16 protein-coding genes are annotated in these 16331 nt (G+C 71.3%); 5 read left to right on the forward strand and 11 right to left on the reverse strand.

Going from position 1 to position 16331, the window contains the following annotated elements; translation table 11 throughout:
• Positions 1–22: 22 nt before the first annotated feature.
• The 4 genes from ACTOWY_RS34240 to moeZ all read right to left on the reverse strand — a co-directional run bounded on the left by ACTOWY_RS34240 (position 23) and on the right by moeZ (position 5771).
• Complete coding sequence (locus ACTOWY_RS34240) at positions 23–1489, reverse strand: FAD-dependent oxidoreductase (RefSeq protein WP_441313737.1); 1467 nt, start codon at positions 1487–1489, stop codon at positions 23–25.
• On the reverse strand, positions 1486–3561 hold the full coding sequence (locus ACTOWY_RS34245; RefSeq protein WP_441313738.1) for a molybdopterin oxidoreductase family protein: 2076 nt from the start codon (positions 3559–3561) through the stop codon (positions 1486–1488). The genes ACTOWY_RS34240 and ACTOWY_RS34245 overlap by 4 nt, the downstream gene beginning before the upstream one ends.
• 127 nt (positions 3562–3688) lie before the next feature.
• Positions 3689–4486 carry a TIGR02569 family protein gene (locus tag ACTOWY_RS34250; RefSeq protein WP_441313739.1) on the reverse strand — a complete coding sequence of 266 codons (798 nt, stop codon included), beginning with the start codon at positions 4484–4486 and terminating at the stop codon, positions 3689–3691.
• 100 nt (positions 4487–4586) lie between these two features.
• Positions 4587–5771 carry an adenylyltransferase/sulfurtransferase MoeZ gene (moeZ, locus tag ACTOWY_RS34255; protein ID WP_441313740.1) on the reverse strand — a complete coding sequence of 395 codons (1185 nt, stop codon included), beginning with the start codon at positions 5769–5771 and terminating at the stop codon, positions 4587–4589.
• A 190-nt stretch (positions 5772–5961) separates the two neighbouring features.
• Here moeZ and ACTOWY_RS34260 point away from each other — a divergent pair, with 190 nt between their 5' ends.
• Positions 5962–6531, forward strand: a complete 570-nt coding sequence (locus ACTOWY_RS34260; RefSeq protein ID WP_441313741.1) for a hypothetical protein — start codon at positions 5962–5964, stop codon at positions 6529–6531.
• A gap of 133 nt (positions 6532–6664) precedes the next feature.
• Here ACTOWY_RS34260 and ACTOWY_RS34265 read toward each other — a convergent pair whose 3' ends face one another.
• The 3 genes from ACTOWY_RS34265 to ACTOWY_RS34275 form a co-directional block, all read right to left on the reverse strand.
• Positions 6665–7693 carry a DUF3152 domain-containing protein gene (locus tag ACTOWY_RS34265; RefSeq protein ID WP_441313742.1) on the reverse strand — a complete coding sequence of 343 codons (1029 nt, stop codon included), beginning with the start codon at positions 7691–7693 and terminating at the stop codon, positions 6665–6667.
• A gap of 65 nt (positions 7694–7758) precedes the next feature.
• Positions 7759–8175 carry a DUF7878 domain-containing protein gene (locus ACTOWY_RS34270; protein WP_441313743.1) on the reverse strand — a complete coding sequence of 139 codons (417 nt, stop codon included), beginning with the start codon at positions 8173–8175 and terminating at the stop codon, positions 7759–7761.
• On the reverse strand, positions 8175–9173 hold the full coding sequence (locus ACTOWY_RS34275) for an alpha/beta fold hydrolase (protein WP_441313744.1): 999 nt from the start codon (positions 9171–9173) through the stop codon (positions 8175–8177). Before ACTOWY_RS34275 ends, ACTOWY_RS34270 begins: the two co-directional genes overlap by 1 nt.
• A gap of 115 nt (positions 9174–9288) precedes the next feature.
• Between ACTOWY_RS34275 and ACTOWY_RS34280 the strand changes: the two genes are divergently transcribed.
• The gene (locus ACTOWY_RS34280; RefSeq protein WP_441313745.1) at positions 9289–9924 is read left to right on the forward strand and encodes a TetR/AcrR family transcriptional regulator; all 636 of its coding nucleotides are present in this window, start codon (positions 9289–9291) and stop codon (positions 9922–9924) included.
• Positions 9925–9967: 43 nt separating this feature from the next.
• On the opposite strand, the gene ACTOWY_RS34285 is transcribed toward ACTOWY_RS34280, so the two are convergent.
• Positions 9968–10870, reverse strand: coding sequence for an alpha/beta fold hydrolase (locus ACTOWY_RS34285; protein ID WP_441313746.1), 903 nt, complete (start codon positions 10868–10870; stop codon positions 9968–9970).
• A gap of 8 nt (positions 10871–10878) precedes the next feature.
• Positions 10879–11784 carry an AurF N-oxygenase family protein gene (locus ACTOWY_RS34290; RefSeq protein ID WP_441313747.1) on the reverse strand — a complete coding sequence of 302 codons (906 nt, stop codon included), beginning with the start codon at positions 11782–11784 and terminating at the stop codon, positions 10879–10881.
• 69 nt (positions 11785–11853) lie between these two features.
• On the opposite strand from ACTOWY_RS34290, the gene ACTOWY_RS34295 reads away from it, so the two are divergent.
• On the forward strand, positions 11854–12606 hold the full coding sequence (locus tag ACTOWY_RS34295; protein WP_441313748.1) for a TetR/AcrR family transcriptional regulator: 753 nt from the start codon (positions 11854–11856) through the stop codon (positions 12604–12606).
• Positions 12603–12929: a DUF4873 domain-containing protein gene (locus tag ACTOWY_RS34300; protein ID WP_441313749.1), complete on the forward strand. Its 327-nt coding sequence runs from the start codon at positions 12603–12605 to the stop codon at positions 12927–12929. Before ACTOWY_RS34295 ends, ACTOWY_RS34300 begins: the two co-directional genes overlap by 4 nt.
• Before the next feature lie 77 nt (positions 12930–13006).
• On the opposite strand, the gene ACTOWY_RS34305 is transcribed toward ACTOWY_RS34300, so the two are convergent.
• Positions 13007–13237 (reverse strand): DUF3107 domain-containing protein, encoded by a 231-nt coding sequence (locus ACTOWY_RS34305; RefSeq protein WP_247755910.1) that lies wholly within the window; start codon positions 13235–13237, stop codon positions 13007–13009.
• A 106-nt stretch (positions 13238–13343) separates the two neighbouring features.
• Positions 13344–13997, reverse strand: coding sequence for a ferritin-like fold-containing protein (locus ACTOWY_RS34310; protein WP_441313750.1), 654 nt, complete (start codon positions 13995–13997; stop codon positions 13344–13346).
• A 253-nt stretch (positions 13998–14250) separates the two neighbouring features.
• Between ACTOWY_RS34310 and ACTOWY_RS34315 the strand changes: the two genes are divergently transcribed.
• Positions 14251–16176: a DEAD/DEAH box helicase gene (locus ACTOWY_RS34315; protein WP_441313751.1), complete on the forward strand. Its 1926-nt coding sequence runs from the start codon at positions 14251–14253 to the stop codon at positions 16174–16176.
• The last annotated feature ends 155 nt before the right edge of the window (positions 16177–16331 follow it).

Genomic DNA, 16331 nt, shown 5'->3' on the forward strand with positions numbered 1-16331 from the left:
ACGAAAAACCGCACTCCAGAGATCAGGCGGATCTTTCTGCCGGTTCGGTATCCTGCGCGCCGAGCCAGTCCAGGATGCCGCAGACCGCGTCCGTGCAGCCGCCGCAGCCGGTGGTGGCCCTGGTGCCCTTGGCCACCGCGCCCAGGGTGCGTGCCCCGGACTTCCACGCGGTGACGATCCGGCCCTTGCTCACCGTGTTGCACCGGCAGACCACCGCGGCCGCTGGCAGATCGGCCGGACTGGCCGCCCGGGGCGTGTCCAGCGCGGTGCGGCCCAGCAGCAGGCCGAGCCGGTCGGCAGGCGCGGGCAGGCCGCGGTCGTAGAGCTGGGTGATGATGGCCGCCGCGTCCGGCGCGCCGAGCACGATCGCCCCGGTCACCCGGTCCTCGCGCAGCACCAGTTTGGCGTAGCGGCCGCGGGCCGGGTCCTCCAGGCGCAGCACCTCCGCGCCGGGCGCGTCCACCTCGCAGTGCACCTCGCCGAGCGCGGCCAGGTCCACATCGCGGGCCTTGAGCCGGGTGACCACCGGGGTGCCGTGGTAGCGGGCGGCCGGATCGGCGCCGGTGAGCAGGTCGGCCAGCACCGCGGCCTGTTCCCAGGCGGGCTGCACCAGTCCGCTGATGGTGCCGGGGTGGCTGGCGCAGTCGCCGATGGCGTGGATGCGTGGATCGTTGCTGCGCAAGGCATCGTCGACCAGCACGCCGCGGTCGCAGGCGAGTCCGGCGGCCTCGGCCAGCCTGGTTTCCGCGCGCACACCCGCGGAGACCACCACCAGGTCGGCGGGCACGCTGCTGCCGTCGTCGAGCTTGAGCCCGTCGCCGGGCACGTACCCGGCCGCGAGCACGCCGAGCCGGAACTCGATCCCCAGCGCGCCCAACGTTTTCGCCAGCACCCGGCCGGCCCCGGCGTCGAGCTGCCGTTCCATCACGTGCCCGACCGGGTGGATCACGGTGACCAGGTTGCCGCGCCCGGCCAGTCCCCTGGCCGCCTCCAGGCCGAGCAGGCCGCCGCCGAGCACCGCGACCGGCGCGCCGGGTTTGGCCGCGGCCACGATCCGGGCGCAGTCGGCCAGCGTGCGGAAGGCCACCACGCCCTCGGCCGGTGCGCCGGTCTCGTCCACGAGTCCGTCGGTCGGCGGCAGCCAGGCCCGGCTGCCGGTGGCCAGAACGATTGCGTCGTAAGGGAGTTCGGTGTCATCGGCCAGCCGCACCACCCGGCGCGGCCGGTCGATCCCGGTCACCGTGACACCGGGTCGGAGGTCGACGTGATGGGTCTCGGCCCAGCTCTCCTCGTGCAGCCGGACCGCCGCCGCGTCCAGGGAGCCGGCCAGCACACTGGAGAGCAGCACCCGGTTGTAGGCGGGTTCCGGCTCCTCGCCGATCACGGTCAGCGCCACCCGCTCCCCGGCCGGATCACGGCGGCGGATCTCCTCGGCCACCCTGGCCCCGGCCATGCCGTAACCGATGACGATCACCCGGCGTGCGTTCATGACAGGGCCTCCAGCCGGACCGCGCAGACCTTGAACTCGGGCATCCGGCTGGTCGGGTCCAGCGCCGGGTTGGTGATCAGGTTGGCGCGCTGGTCGCCGGGGAAGTGGAAGGGCAGGAACACGGTGTCGGTGCGCAGGCTGGGCACCGTGCGCACCTGCGCGAGGACCGTGCCGCGCCGGGAGATCACCCTGGCCCAGCAGCTGTCCTCAAGTCCGGCGCGGGCCGCGGTGTCCGGATGCACCTCGACGAACATGGCAGGCACCGCGTCGTTCAGCTCGGGCACCAGGCGGGTCTGCGCGCCGGACTGGTAGTGCTGCAGCACCCGTCCGGTGGTGGCGTACAACGGAAACTCGGCGTCGGGCGCCTCGGCCGGACCGCGGTGGTCGACCGGGATGAACCGGGCCTTGCCGTCGGGGGTGTTGAAGCGCGCCAGGAACATCCGTGGCGTGCCGGGGTGATCGTTGTCCGGCACCGGCCAGTACAGCGCCTCCCCCGCCCGCAGCCGGTCGTAGTCGATGCCGGAGTAGTCGGCGGCGCCGCCCTTGCTGGCCACGCGCAGTTCGGTGAACGCGGCCTCGGCCTCGGTGGGGAACCGTTCGGCCGGCTGGCCGAGCCGGATTGCCAGCTCCGCCAACAGGTCCTGGTCCCCGCGCACTCCCAGTGGCGGGGTGAGCGCCTTGCGCCGCAACAACACCCTGCCCTCCAGGTTGGTCATGGTGCCGTCCTCCTCGGCCCACTGGGTGACCGGGAAGACCACATCCGCCTGGGCCGCGGTCTCCGAGAGCACGAAGTCGGCCACCACCAGCAACTCCAGCGCGTCCAGGCGTTCGGCGATCCGGTTCGAGCGCGGCGCGGAGACCAGCACGTTGCTGCCGAAGACCAGCATCGCCTTGGGCCCGCCGGGCTGGCCGAGCGCGTCGAGCAGCTCGTAGGCGGACCGGCCGGGTCCTGGCAGCTCGTCCGGGTCGACGCCCCAGACCCCGGCCACGTGCGCGCGGGCGGCCGGATCGGTGATCATCCGGTAGCCGGGCAGCTGGTCGGCCTTCTGCCCGTGCTCGCGCCCGCCCTGCCCGTTGCCCTGGCCGGTGAGGCAGCCGTAGCCGGAACCCGCGACCCCGGGCAGGCCGAGTGCCAGGCACAGGTTGATCCAGGCCGAGACCGTGTCCGCGCCGCTGGCGTGCTGTTCCGCGCCGCGACCGGTGAGCACGTAGGCGCTGTTGGCCTGGGCCAGCAGCCGGACCGCGGCCCGCTGGTCGGCCACGCTGACCCCGGTGACCCGCTCCACCTGCTCCGGCCACCAGCGCGCGGCCATCCGCCAGGCCGCCTCGAACCCGGTGGTGCGCGCGGCCACGTAGTCCGCGGCGAAGTGCCCGTCGGCCACCGCCAGGTGCAGCAGGCCCAGCGCCAGGCACAGGTCGGTGCCGGGCGCCGGTTGCAGGTGCAGGCTGGCCAGTTCGGCGGTGGCGGTACGCCGGGGGTCGATCACGATCAGCCCGCCCCGGTCCGCGGCGTGCCGCAGGTGCTGGGTGAACGGCGGCATTGTTTCGGCCACGTTGCCGCCGACCAGCACCACCGCGTCGGCGGTGTCCAGGTCGGTGACCGGGAACGGCAGCCCGCGGTCCAGGCCGAAGGCCCGGTTGCCGGCGGCGGCGGCCGAGGACATGCAGAACCGGCCGTTGTAGTCGATCTGCGAGGTGCCCAGCGCGAGCCGGGCGAACTTGCCCAGCAGGTAGGACTTCTCATTGGTCAGCCCGCCGCCGCCGAAGACCGCGACCGAGTCCGGCCCGTGCTCGGCCCGCAGCGCGCGCAGCTTGTCCGCGACGAAGTCGAGGGCGATGTCCCAGGTCACCGGGCGCAGCACGCCGTTCTCGCGGAGCAGTGGCGTGGTCAGGCGGCCGGGGGTGGTGAGCAGGCTGGCGGCGGTCCAGCCCTTCTGGCACAGCCCGCCGCGGTTGGTGGGGAACTCCCTGGGGTCGACGCGCGGGGCCTGTTCGTTCCCGCTGACCGCCATGCCGCACTGCAACGCGCAGTAGGGGCAGTGGGTCGCGGTGGCGGTGGCGGTAGCGGTCACCTCACCGACGCTAGGTCCAGCCGGTAACCCGCGGATAGCCCCCTGTTGCGTTTGTGCCAACGCCCCCGCACAACCCGCAGGTCGGCACGGTGAGGCCGGGGCTGATGTGACTCAGATCAGCTGCGACTCAGATCAGGTCGAGCAGCACGTTGGCGGCGCGGTCCAGACCGGTCAGCGACTGGGCCGTGGAGCGCGGGTGCAGCGCGTGCACGGCCAGCCGGAACAGCAACGCCCGCAACAGCACCTGCGGCCAGTCGATCAGGTGCGACCAGCGCTGCGGCAGCCCGTTGTCGGCCCCGCCCCAGGCCAGCGCGTCCACCACGACCACCCCGGCGGCCCATTCGGCCGGTCGCCAGTACGGGCTGAAGTCCATGATCCCCGGCGGCGCGTTGCCTGCGAAGAGCACGTTGCCGAACAGATCGCCGTGCACCACCTGCGGGTCCAGCTTGACCGGCCGCCGGGACCCGGCCAGCGCGCCGAAGAGCCTGCCGCCCTTGTCCGGCGGCAGCGGGACGCCGTCCTCGCCCCAGGCCATCCGATCGGCCAGCGCGTAGATGTCCCTGCGCTCCTCCAGGAATCGCGGGCGGGACAGTCCGGCGGTGGCGTTGTGCAGCCGCAGTGAGACGGAGACGACCTCGTCGTGCCGGGGTTCGGGCTGTCCGGCCAGATGCCGGGTGGCCGACCAGCCGGAGACCACCCAGCGCCCGTCGGTGGAGCGCAACGGCCGGGCCAGGCGCAGGTTCTCCACGTCCAGGTTGTCCAGGGTCTGCGCGACCCAGGCCGCCTCGGAGGGATTCATGGCCGGGCGGATCACCGCGTCCCCGCACAGCCAGGCCGGACCGGAGCCGACCAGTTCGGGTTCCGCGGTGCGGGCGCCGAAAGCCGCTCGCACGTGGGCGGGGGGCGGTTCCGGGGTGGCTGTCACGGCAGGGACGCTACCTGTTGCCGCGCGAGTTGTGTGGGAGGCGATGTGACCTTCCCGTTTACCCACAGTGGGAAAGCCACACCGCCATGATCACCTAACGTCAGTACGTCGGCAGGCTCGGATCGATCTGCCTGGCCCAGGCGAGCACCCCGCCACCAACATGTACCGCGTCCCGGAATCCGGCCTGGTGCAGTGCGGCCAGTGCTTCCGCGGACCGGGCGCCGGACTTGCAGTGCAACACGATCTGGCGATCCTGCGGCAGTTCGGCCAGTGCCGCGCCGGAGAGGATGCGGTCCTTGGGGATGAGCACCGAGCCGGGGATCCGCACGATCTCGAACTCGTGCTGCTCCCGGACATCGACCAGCAGGAACTTGTCCTCCCGGTCGATCTTGTCCTTCAGCTCCTGCGGCGTGATGGTGCTGCCCGCGGCCGCGTTCTGCGCCTCATCGGAGACCACCCCGCAGAACGCCTCGTAGTCGATCAGCCCGGTGATCGGGTCGCCCTGCGGATCCTTGCGGATCTTGATGGTCCGGTAGGTCATCTCCAGTGCGTCGTAGACCATCAGCCTGCCGAGCAGCGTCTCGCCGATGCCGGTGATCAGCTTGATCGCCTCGGTGACCATGATCGACCCGATCGAGGCGCACAGCACGCCCAGCACGCCACCCTCGGCGCAGGAGGGCACCATGCCCGGCGGCGGCGGCTCCGGGTAGAGGTCCCGGTACTGGATCCCCTCCCGGCCGTCGCTGGGGTTGGCCCAGAACACACTGGCCTGGCCCTCGAACCGGAAGATCGAGCCCCACACGTAGGGCTTGCCGAGCAGCACCGCCGCGTCGTTGACCAGGTAGCGGGTGGCGAAGTTGTCGGTGCCGTCCAGGATCAGGTCGTAGTCCCGGAACACGTCGAGGACGTTGCCCGACTCCAGCCGCAGCTGGTGCAGGTTGACCTTGACGTAAGGGTTCAGCTCGGCGATGGCGTCCCGCGCCGACTCGGCCTTGGGCCGGTCGATGTCGGACTGCCCGTGGATGATCTGCCGCTGCAGGTTGGACTCGTCCACCACGTCGAACTCGACAATGCCCAGCGTGCCCACCCCGGCCGCGGCCAGGTACATCAGCGCCGGACTGCCCAGCCCACCGGCGCCCACCACCAGCACCTTGGCGTTCTTGAGCCGTTTCTGCCCGTCCACCCCGACATCCGGAATGATCAGGTGGCGGCTGTACCGGGCGACCTCTTCCTTGGTCAGCTCCGCGGCTGGCTCCACCAGGGGCGGCAACGTCGAGCCCGACATGGGCGCTCCTCCTAGTCCGGTGCACGGGAGTCGGGTGCCCGGCCTCCCTGTGGGTGCAACGACCTGGATACACCACTTCTTCCACCCTGGGACGACTTCCCAGCCAGTGGACCGGTCGCGAGCCCGGGTGGACTACCGTCGGATAGTCACCATTGGTAATCGGTTGACTCCACCCCGCTACTCTTGGCTGATGCGCACCGCTCACGTCGACGAGGCTGGCAGCGCGCTGCCCGGAGGGGGTCGGCTCTACGTTGTGGCCGCCGTGCTCAGCTCAACCGCCGACCACCCGGCGATCACCGCGGCCCTGCGCGAGCACCTGGTGAACGTCCCGGTGCTGCACTTCCACACCGAGTCCGATTCCCGGCGCACCGAGATCGCCAAGGTCATCGCCGATTTCCCCCTGCACGGCGCGATTCTGGTGACCACCCCGACCTCGCATCGCGAGCAAGAGGATGCCCGTCGCCGCCTCATGTGCGAGTTGCTGCCACGGCTGTACCACGTGGAGGGAGTCCGGCAGGTGGTGGTGGAAAGCCGGGCCGGAAGCGATGTGCACGACCGGAAGGTGCTGAACCGTCTCCGCCGCAGCCACCAGGTCCCCAGCGAACTCCGCGTGGACCACCGGAACAAGAACGAGCCGATGCTGTGGGTGGCCGACTGGGTGGCATCCAGCTACATCGCCGCCATCCGGCACGCGGTGACCGAGCCGTGGGAACTCATCAACGCCGCGCACGCGGTCGAGGTCACCGCGATCAAGCCCTAGACAGCGCGAAACCGGGGGTCCCGTCATCCGGCGGGCACTTTCCCCGGTTCACTTCTGGCCGCGTCCGCGGACCGACCAGCACACCACGCAGCCTACCCGATCTCATCAACCAAGAGCCAGCGCGACCAGCGGATCAGGTGACCGGCCAGGGGTTCGGCCTGCACTCCTTGCCGTCCTTGGGCACCGCGTTCTTGTCGCCGCCGTCGACCTGGTTGAGCTGCCAGACGTAGTTGTTCGCGGTGCCGAAGGACTGCTGCATCATCACCGGGGCCAGGGCGCCGTTCTCACCGCAGGGCTTGTGCCGCTGGCCGAAGGCGTGGCCGATCTCGTGGTTGATCGCGTACTGGCGGTAGAGCAGCAGGTCGCTCTCGAAGGCGACCGCGCCGTAGCGCCAGCGGGCCAGGTTGATCACCAGGCGTTTCTTGCCGTTGTTCCAGCAGGAGGCCTCGTACTGGATGGAGAAGTTGCAGTAGTCGGGGCGGCGGGCGGTGTCGGAGGTGGTCAGGCTGATCCGGATGTCCGCGGTGCCGGAATCGACCCGTTGCAGCCGGATGTTGCCGCCGCCGATCCAGCTCCGCTGGTCATCCAGGGTGCCGTCGATGGTCTTGGCGAAGGCGTCGGCGCCGCCGTAGGTGGAGGCGTCGATGCCGTTCTCGATCTCCACCGAGTACTTGTAGAGCTTGCCGCCCTTGCCGACCACGCCGGTGGTGCCGCGCACCACCTCCCAGGAACCGCTGCCCTTGTCCTTGTAGTTCTTGATCCCGGGCAGTTCGGCGCTGGGGATGTCGGCGTTGAGCTTGCCGGAGGGCGCCTCGCCCATGATGTTGGGTTCCGGCTCCTCGCCACCGCTGGTGGTGGTCGCGCCGGTGCTGCCGCCGGGCTGGGCGGCGCTGTCCGGGGCCGGGTCGTTCATGTTCATCAGGGCCAGCACGGTGAGCACGACCAGCACCGGCACGGCGTAGATCCGCCAGCCGTAGGTGCCCAGCACGCCGCTCTTCTTCCGCCGCGGCGGCGGGGTGTCCTGCTTGTCCGGGTCCGGGCGCCAGGACGCGGTCAGCGGCTCGCCCGCGGTGCGGCGCTGGCCACGCTGATAGCGCCCCTCGTCGGGGTTGCCACCACGCCGCGTCGCGGCGTCACGGGGTCCTTGCGTCGTCCGGGCCACGCACCCAGATTGCCACACCAGGCGTGCGTGGCCCGGACGCACCACGCCTCACGGACGAGTGCCGGTCAGCAGTACTGCTCCAGTTCCTGGCCCAGGAGCTGGGCGAACTCCCGGCGCAGGGTGGCCAGGAAGATCAGCACGACCTGGTCGGCGGCGGTGCCGGTCAGCACGGGGGAGAACTCGCCGGGGGCGTAGACCGAGCCGAACCGCCAGCCCGCCGGGACCCGGTCGATCACCAGCACGCCTTCGGACATCGCGAAGGAGTCGTCGTCGAAGCTGAAGCTCGCCCGCTCCGCCACCGGCACGGCCAGCCAGCGGCGCAGCGCACCGGCCAGCTTGACCACCGGGAAATCCTGCTCGGCGTACAGCTCGCGCCCGTCGGCCAGCAATCGCAGCGTGCCCTCGACGTTCTCGCTGATCTCGGCCGCCGAGTGCCCGCCGGATCCCGGCCCGGCCAGCCCGGTCAGCTCCAGTTCGACCATCACCACTCCCCGCGGTCCACGGCCTCGATCATGCCCAGGCTGGCCCTGGCCACGGTCAGCGGCTTCTCCATCTGGGCCACATGCCCGGTGCGCGGCAGCACCAGCAGCCGGGCGCTGGGCAGCAGCCGGGCCGTGCGCGGCGCCTTGCCCACGCTGACCAGCCGGTCCTCCGTGCCCCAGATCACCGTGGTGGGCGCGCTCACCTTCGGCAGCAGCCGCCACAGCGAGCCCTGGGAGAACTCCAGCCAGGCCCGGAACAAGCCCATGGTGGTCCGGCCCAGCGCCTCCCCAGCCCAGCGCATCTGCCTGCGTTCCAGGTACTCCGCCTCGGCCTCGGCCATCCGGTGCTCCGGCACCAATTCGGGCTGGGCGAAGCAGAGCCGGACCAGCTGTTCGGCCCGCTGACGTGGGGTGACCTCGGCCAGCTGCCTGCGCACCCGGCGGCCGACCAGCGGCAGCAGGGCCAGGAAGAACCGCGGGTCGGAGAACCGGCGCGGGTCCGGCCGCAGGTCCGGCACGGCCGGGGAGACCAGGGTCAGCGTGCGCACCAGGTCCGGCCGCTCGGCCGCGACCAGCAGCGAGACCACGCCGCCGAGGGAGTTGCCGAACAGGTGCACCGGGCCGCGGTCCAGGCCCTCGATGAACCTGGTCATCAGGGCCGCGGTGGCCCGCACCGAGTAGTCGTGCCCGGCCAGCGGCTCGCTCCGGCCGAATCCCGGCGCGTCCAGGGCCAGGCCGTTCATCCGGCCGGAGAGCAGGTCGGCCAGGTCGGTCCAGTTCGTGGACGAGCCGCCGAGGCCGTGGATGTACACCGCCGTCTCCTCGGCAGGTCCCGGGGTCTCGCGCACGTGCAGCCGCACCCCGCCGGAACTTCGCACCTGCCCTGGCCAGGGCTTACGGGTGAAGTCGGGTTCCGGCAGCGGGGAGACGGACAGCGGCGCGCGGCTCAGGGGGGCCAGGCCCGCGCCACCGGCCGTCCGCAGGGACGGTTCGGTCATCCGTCCAGGATGCGTGATCGACCTGAGAGACGCCTGAGTGGGAAAGGCTTGCCCAACCCGGGTCTACTTGCGAGTAAGGTTCGTGCGGAACGAGCACCAGGGTGTGGAGGGCAGCATGACCGACACGGCGCAACCAGGCACCGACCAGGTCGTGCGCGGCGTACGACTGCCGCGTACCGCGCGACGCGCCCAGCTGCTGGCCGCGGCCCAGGACGTGTTCGTGGCCAACGGCTATCACGCGGCGGCCATGGACGAGATCGCCGAGCGCGCCGGGGTCAGCAAACCAGTGCTCTACCAGCACTTCCCCGGCAAGCTGGAGCTGTACCTGGCACTGCTGGAGACGCACACCGACGCACTGGTGCAGCGGGTCCGCGGGGCCATCGAGTCCACCACGGACAACAAGCTGCGGGTGCACGCCGCGGTGGCCGCCTACTTCGAGTTCGTCGACGGCGAGGGCCAGGCGTTCCGGCTGGTCTTCGAGTCCGACCTGCGCCGCGAGCCCGCCGTGCAGGACGCGGTGGACCGGGCGACCGCCTCCTGCGTCGACATCATCGCCGAGGTGGTGGTCGCCGATGCCGGCCTCACCGCCGACCAGGCGAAACTGGTCGCGGTGGGCTTGGTCGGACTGAGCCAGGTGACCGCGCGGTACTGGCTGGACGGCGAGCGCGCGATCCCCAAGGACGAGGCCATCGGCCTGATGTACACGCTGGCCTGGAAGGGCATCGGCGGCGGCTTCCCGCTCCAGCACTGAGACAGCGAGAGGCGCGCGCCAGCCAGGCTGACGCGCGCCTTGCTCACACCTGCGCAGGCGCCTCGACGACCACGTTGACCAGCCGCGCGATCCGCTCGGTGACCTGCACGTCCCGCTCCAGCGGCAGCATGTGCCCTGCCCCGGGGAAGACGATCAGCTCGGCCTGCGGCAGCTCCCGCGCGATCCGCACCGCGTGCAGCTGTGGGGTCAGCCGGTCGTTGCTGCCGGCCAGCACCACCACCGGCAACCCACGGAAAGCGGCCAGGGCCTCCCGGCGCTCGTGCAGGAACAGGTCGTCGAGGTAACCGGTCAGGGTCAGCGGGCTACAGCCGGCGATCACCGCGGTGGTCTCGGAGACGTCGACCTTCGCCGGCCGCCGGCCGAACAACATCCACTTCATCGCGGGCCGGATGGCCGCCGGGTACTTGCTCAGCCGCCGCACCTTGCGCTTGATCAGGGCCTTGCCGAACGCGCTCTGCCCGCGGATGGCCGCCCGGCCCAGTGGCCTTGGCAGGCCGAGGGTGCTGCGGCTGAGGCCGCCGCTGGCGGTGGCCACCAGCGCGACCGCGGCGATCCGCTCGGCGAACAGCGCCGGGTGCCGCTGCGCCAGCGCCATCGTGGTCATGCCGCCCATGGAGTGCCCGGCCAGCACGATCGGGCCGTCCGGGACCAGCTGGACGAGCAGTTCGGCCAGGTCGTCGGCGAGCTGTTCGATGGTGGCGCCGCCGGGCTGGGCCTGGTCGGACTGGCCGTGGCCGCGCAGGTCGTAGCGAAGCACGCGGATGTCCCCGCACCGGCCGGGCAGCGCGTGCGCGACCCGGCGCCAGCTCTGCCGGTCCAGGGTCCAGCCGTGCGCCAGGACGACCGTGACGGGGGCATCCGCGCGCCCCTGTTCCTCGACGGCGAGGCAGGTGCCGTCGCGGGTGATGAAGGTGGACACGCCCATGTCGCCGCTCACTTCTGTCCGAGGAAACCGGAGGCCCGCCACAACGCCTTGCCGGGCGAGCCGATCAGGCCTGCCTCGTCCAGGAAGCCGGTGATCCGCTCGCCCGCCCAGCCCATGGTGGTCCGGAAGTTCGGATTGCCCAGCGCCTGCCTGCGCGCCTCCTTCGGATCCAGCCCGACCGCGCGGTAGACCTCCGGGTGCACCAGCGAGCGGGAGACCACGAACGCGGCCCTGGCGGTGACGAACCGGTGGTAGCGCAGGGCAGCGCCGGAGCACTTCCGCATCGAGCGCAGCAGCTCCTCCCTGGCGTAGCGCACGTGCCGGGCCTCCTCCAGCACGTGGATGCGGTTGACCATGCGCACCAGCGGCTGCACGGTCTCGTCCAGGGTGGACTCACGCTGCAGCCGGTCCAGGATCTCCTCGGCGATCAGGATGCTGGCGAACATCGACGGGCCGCGGCCGATCGTCTTCATCACGTTGCCCAGCACATGCGGCAGCCGCTGCGGGCCATAGGCAGGCACGCCGAGCTTCTCCACCAGCCTGGCGAACATGATCGAGTGCCGGCACTCGTCGGCGATCTCGGTCAGCGCGTACTGCACGTGCCGTTGCTTGGGGTCCAGGTGGTAGACGTGCCGCACCAGCAGCTCCATCAGGATCACCTCGAACCAGATCCCGACGCTGGCCACGCAGCCGACCTCATGCTTGGACAGCTCGATCCGCTGCTCCCGGCTCATCCGGTCCCATAACGGCGTGCCGTAGAGGGAGACCCGGTGCTCGGGCACGAAGAACTTGTCCTCGGCCAGCGGCGCGTCCCAGTCGATGTCCACATCGGGGTCATAGGAGTTCTTCGCTGACGAGTTCAGCAGCCGCTCGGCGGTCTTCTCCCGGTCCCCGACCTGCAAGCTCCGGCTCATGGCGTCGCCACCCTCCAACTGGATGAAGTGTTACCGGAAGTAACAGCTACCAGTGGTAACGTCCCGTGTATGGCGGATTCTGTCAAGGGCCAACCGAGCAAACGGGGCGATGCCCGGCGCGAGCGCTGGAAGGAACACCGCAGCGTGCGCCGCGCGGAGTTCGTGGAGGCGACCATCAGGGCGCTGGCCACGCACGGCCCTGACGTGGGCATGGACGAGATCGCGGCCGAGGCCGGGGTGACCAAACCGGTGATCTACCGGCACTTCTCGGACAAGGCCGACCTCTACCTCGCGGTCGGCGCGCGGGCCACCGATCTGCTGATGGAGCAGATCGTGCCGGCCATCGAACGCCGGGGCAGTCCGCGCGAGCGGATCAGCGCGGTGATCGACGCCTACCTGTGCACCATCGAGGAACGGCCCGAGCTGTACCGCTTCATGACCCGCCGCTCCTTCGCCGACCGCCCGGTCGACGCGGACCCGGCCAGCCGCACCGAGGCGATGATCGCCTCCCGGCTGGCCCGGCTGCTCGGTGAGTACATGCGGCTGCTCGGCCTGGACTCCGGCGCGGCCGAGCCGTACGCCTTCGCCGTGGTCGGCGCGGTGGAGAAGGCCGGTGACTGGTGGCTGGAGCGCCAGACCATGAGCCGGGAGAACCTGCGCGACTACCTGGTCAACATCGTCTGGCACGCCATCGACGGCTTCACCCGGATCAGCGGCGTCGAGATCGACCCGGACATGCCGCTGGACTTCGATCTGCCCGCCACCCAGTTGCGGCTGGTGCGGGAGGACTCCGACCAGCAGGAGAACCGGGAGACCTCATGAGTGAGCACGAGCACGACGAAGAGGGCTACCAGGGCAGCGCCACCCTGCTGGTGGAGGGCCGGGAGCTGCCGGTGGAAGTGCACCTCCGCGGGCACTTCGAGCCGATCGACGGCCGCTACCACTGGTACGGCCGGATCGCCACGCACACCGAGCTGACCGACCTGGTGCGGCAGCGCCGCCCGGAGGCCACCCTGCGCACCCCGGCGGGCGAGGCCGCGGGCGACCTGTCCGATCCGGACCCGTGGGGCCGGTACCGGATCGCCGGACTGGGCCGCCCGCCGTTCGAGGTGGACGACGTCAACACGGTGCCGCCCGCCGAGTGAGGCAGAGCCTGGACACAGTGCGGCCCGGTGACCGAGTTCACGGTCACCGGGCCGTCCAGCTGTGATTCGCGGGAGCCTCAGCTCCCGACGGCGAAGCCCACCCGACGCGCGTCCGACACGCCGATCTCCACGTAGGAGACCTTCGCGGAGGGCACCACGTACCGCTTGCCCTTGTCGTCGACCAGGCTCAACAGGCCCTTGGTGTCACGCAGCGCCTCGGTGACCACGGCCTCGACCTCGTCCTGGGACAGCGCGCTAGAGACGACAAGCTCCCGCGGGCTGTCCGCGACGCCGATCTTGACCTCCACACCGACCTCCGTGTGCTCAAAGTGTTTTGTACTGATCGTCAGCCTAGTCGCGTCCACACCGCCGCCGTGGACCGCCCGCTCCGCCCTTGGCGAACACGATCGGGCATCAGCCGAGGCCGAGCGCGCTCATCCGCTGCGAGTGACCGGTCTGCAACCGCTTGAACAGGGCCGCGATGCCGGAGAGGTCACCGGAAGCGCGCACCAGCAGCTCGGCCAGCGCGTCCCGTTCGGCCACCACGTGCTGGGCCTGGGTGAGCGCCTCGCCGAGCAGGCGGCGGCCCCACAGCGCGAGCCGGTCCCGCACCTTGCGGTCATCCGCGCAGGCGGCCTGCACCTCACGTTCGGCGAAGGCGGAGTAGCCGGTGTCGGTGAGCACCTCCAGCACCAGCTCCTTGGCAGGCGATTCCAGCCAGCCGGCGATCTCCCGGTAGAAATCGGCAGCCAGCCCATCGCCCACATAGGCCTTGACCAGCGATTCCAGCCAGTTGTGCGGGGCGGTGGAGGCGTGGAAGGCGTCGAAGGGGGCCACGAACGGGGTCATCGCGGTCTCCACGGCCACCCCGTGCAGCGCCAGGTGCTGCTCCAGCAGCCGGAAGTGGCCGATCTCGGCGGAGGCCATGGTGGCCAGCGCGGCGCGCCCGGAGAGCGTCGGTGCGGTCCGCGCGTCCTCGGCCAGCCGGTCGAAGGCCGACAGCTCGCCGTAGGCCAGCACACCCAGTAGATCGACGATGCCGGCGTCGGCACTGCCCGTCTCGGTCATGCGGGAGAGCGTATCCGGCCACGACACCCCCTGGAGAGGCGTTCCAGCCGCTAGAATGCCTCTCGACGCCCGGCGCGCGCTGCCGAGAAGGACGATGAGGACACTGCGCGGCGCGGGGCGAGTAAGACGGCGACAGCAGTCGCCCAACGGAAAGGTGCGCGTACGCCTCGCCCTCCCGTGCCGCAGGCAGGAGTGACCGACCCCGGTCACCGCCCGGCTCGGTCGAGCGCATCCAGTGGCTGTACGTGCTGGTATGAGAGAGGCGATCACGCTGACCTTCGACGACAACACCACCGACCTGCGCGAACTCGATCACAGCGAGGCCGGGCTGCCCGATGAGGGCGACACCTCACATCCGCTGCGCGGCGACGCCCCGGTTCCGCCGGACGCGCCGACCTTCGCCGAGCTGGGCGTGGACGAACGCATCGTCCGCGCGCTGGCCGAGGCTGGCATCGAGCGGACCTTCGCGATCCAGGAACTGACCCTCCCACTGGCCCTGCGTGGTGAGGATCTCATCGGCCAGGCCCGCACCGGCACCGGCAAGACGCTGGGCTTCGGCGTGCCGCTGCTGCACCGGCTGACCATCCCCGGCGACGGCACCCCGCAGGTGCTGGTCGTGGTGCCGACCCGGGAGCTGTGCCTCCAGGTCACGCACGACCTCCGGGACGCGGGCAGGCACCTCGGCGTGCGCGTGCTCGACGTCTACGGCGGCCGCCCGTACGAGCCGCAGGTGGCGGCGCTGCGCAAGGGCGTCGACGTGATCGTCGGCACCCCCGGCCGCCTGCTCGACCTGGCCGAACGCCGGGACCTGGTGCTCGGCAAGGTCCGCGCCCTGGTGCTGGACGAGGCCGACGAGATGCTCGACCTGGGCTTCCTGCCCGATATCGAGCGGATCCTGCGCATGGTGCCGGAGAAGCGGCAGACCATGCTGTTCTCCGCGACCATGCCGGGCCCGATCATCACCCTGGCCCGCACCTTCCTCACCCAGCCCACGCACATCCGGGCCGAGGAGGTCAACGCCGGGCAGACGCACGAGCTGACCGAGCAGTTCGCCTACCGGGCGCACTCGCTGGACAAGATCGAGGTCGTCTCCCGGGTCCTGCAGGCCACCGACCGTGGTCTGACGATGATCTTCACCCGGACCAAGCGCACCGCGCAGAAGCTCGCCGACGACCTGGCCGAACGCGGTTTCGCGGTCGCCCCGGTGCACGGCGACCTGGGCCAGGGCGCACGCGAGCAGGCACTGCGCGCCTTCCGCAGCGGCAAGGTGGACGTGCTGGTCTGCACCGACGTGGCCGCTCGCGGCATCGACGTCGGCGGGATCACGCACGTGATCAACTACCAGTGCCCCGAGGACGAGAAGGCCTACGTGCACCGCATCGGCCGGACCGGCCGCGCCGGCCGCACCGGTGTCGCGGTCACCCTGGTCGACTGGGACGAGGAAGCGCGCTGGAAGCTGATCAGCGACACCCTCGGCCTGAACAAGCCGGAGCCGGTGGAGACCTACTCCACCTCCGACCACCTGTTCACCGACCTCAACATCGACCCCAAGTCGACGGGCAGGCTGCCGCTGTCCCAGCGGACCAGGGCAGGCCTGGACGCCGAGCACCTGGAGGAGGACGCCCCCAAGCGCGGCGGCCGCAACCGCACCAAGCGGCCCACCAGGGGCGCGGGCAGTGACAAGCCGGTCGGCGGCAGCCCGGACAAGCCGGAGTCCGACGACCCCGGCGCGCGCCCGGCCACCAAGCGCCGCAGCCGCCGCCGCACCAGGGGCGGGGAGAACGTCGGCGGCGAGGCCACGCCCGCCGAGTCCGCCGAGGCAGGCGAGCCTGCCGAGGCCAAGACCAGGACGCGCACCCGCACCCGGTCCCGCGCCAAGACCGCCGACGCCCCCGCCAAGGCGGAGGTAGCCACCACGACCGAGGCCCCGGCCGAGGTCATCGCGGCCCCGGCCAAGGCCAAGGCCCCGGCCAAGACCGACGTCGCGGCCAAGACCGAGGCTCCGGCCGAGGCGGCCACGAAGCCCGCGGCCACCCGGGTCCGCAAGGCGAGCACCGCGGTCAGCTTCACCGCCCCGGAGGCTCCCGCCTTCGACGCCCCGGAGGCCCCGGCCGCCGACGGCGACGCCCCGGCCCGCAGGCGGCGTCGCCGCCGCACCGGCGAGGCTCCGGCCGAGTAACCAGCGCCACCACGAACGGCCCTTCCCAGCGGCGGTTTCAAGGGGTCGTTGCAACACCGCTGTGGTTTAGGCGGTGAGTAGATCACGCAGACGCTCGGCTGGGGTGGCCCAGCCGAGCGTTTTGCGTGGACGGCCGTTGAGTTCCTGAGCGACGT

The sequence above is a fragment of the Crossiella sp. CA198 genome (assembly GCF_052078295.1).
Classification (GTDB): Bacteria; Actinomycetota; Actinomycetes; order Mycobacteriales; family Pseudonocardiaceae; genus Crossiella.

Excerpts from the sequence above, each read along its gene's own strand:
- ACTOWY_RS34240 (WP_441313737.1), bottom strand. The coding sequence starts at position 1,489 with ATGAACGCACGCCGGGTGATCGTCATCGGTTACGGCATGGCCGGGGCC.
- moeZ (WP_441313740.1), bottom strand. The coding sequence starts at position 5,771 with ATGTCGGGCTCGACGTTGCCGCCCCTGGTGGAGCCAGCCGCGGAGCTG.
- ACTOWY_RS34260 (WP_441313741.1), top strand. The coding sequence starts at position 5,962 with ATGCGCACCGCTCACGTCGACGAGGCTGGCAGCGCGCTGCCCGGAGGG.
- ACTOWY_RS34270 (WP_441313743.1), bottom strand. The coding sequence starts at position 8,175 with ATGGTCGAACTGGAGCTGACCGGGCTGGCCGGGCCGGGATCCGGCGGG.
- ACTOWY_RS34275 (WP_441313744.1), bottom strand. The coding sequence starts at position 9,173 with ATGACCGAACCGTCCCTGCGGACGGCCGGTGGCGCGGGCCTGGCCCCC.
- ACTOWY_RS34280 (WP_441313745.1), top strand. The coding sequence starts at position 9,289 with ATGACCGACACGGCGCAACCAGGCACCGACCAGGTCGTGCGCGGCGTA.
- ACTOWY_RS34285 (WP_441313746.1), bottom strand. The coding sequence starts at position 10,870 with ATGGGCGTGTCCACCTTCATCACCCGCGACGGCACCTGCCTCGCCGTC.
- ACTOWY_RS34290 (WP_441313747.1), bottom strand. The coding sequence starts at position 11,784 with ATGAGCCGGAGCTTGCAGGTCGGGGACCGGGAGAAGACCGCCGAGCGG.
- ACTOWY_RS34295 (WP_441313748.1), top strand. The coding sequence starts at position 11,854 with ATGGCGGATTCTGTCAAGGGCCAACCGAGCAAACGGGGCGATGCCCGG.
- ACTOWY_RS34300 (WP_441313749.1), top strand. The coding sequence starts at position 12,603 with ATGAGTGAGCACGAGCACGACGAAGAGGGCTACCAGGGCAGCGCCACC.
- ACTOWY_RS34310 (WP_441313750.1), bottom strand. The coding sequence starts at position 13,997 with ATGACCGAGACGGGCAGTGCCGACGCCGGCATCGTCGATCTACTGGGT.
- ACTOWY_RS34315 (WP_441313751.1), top strand. The coding sequence starts at position 14,251 with ATGAGAGAGGCGATCACGCTGACCTTCGACGACAACACCACCGACCTG.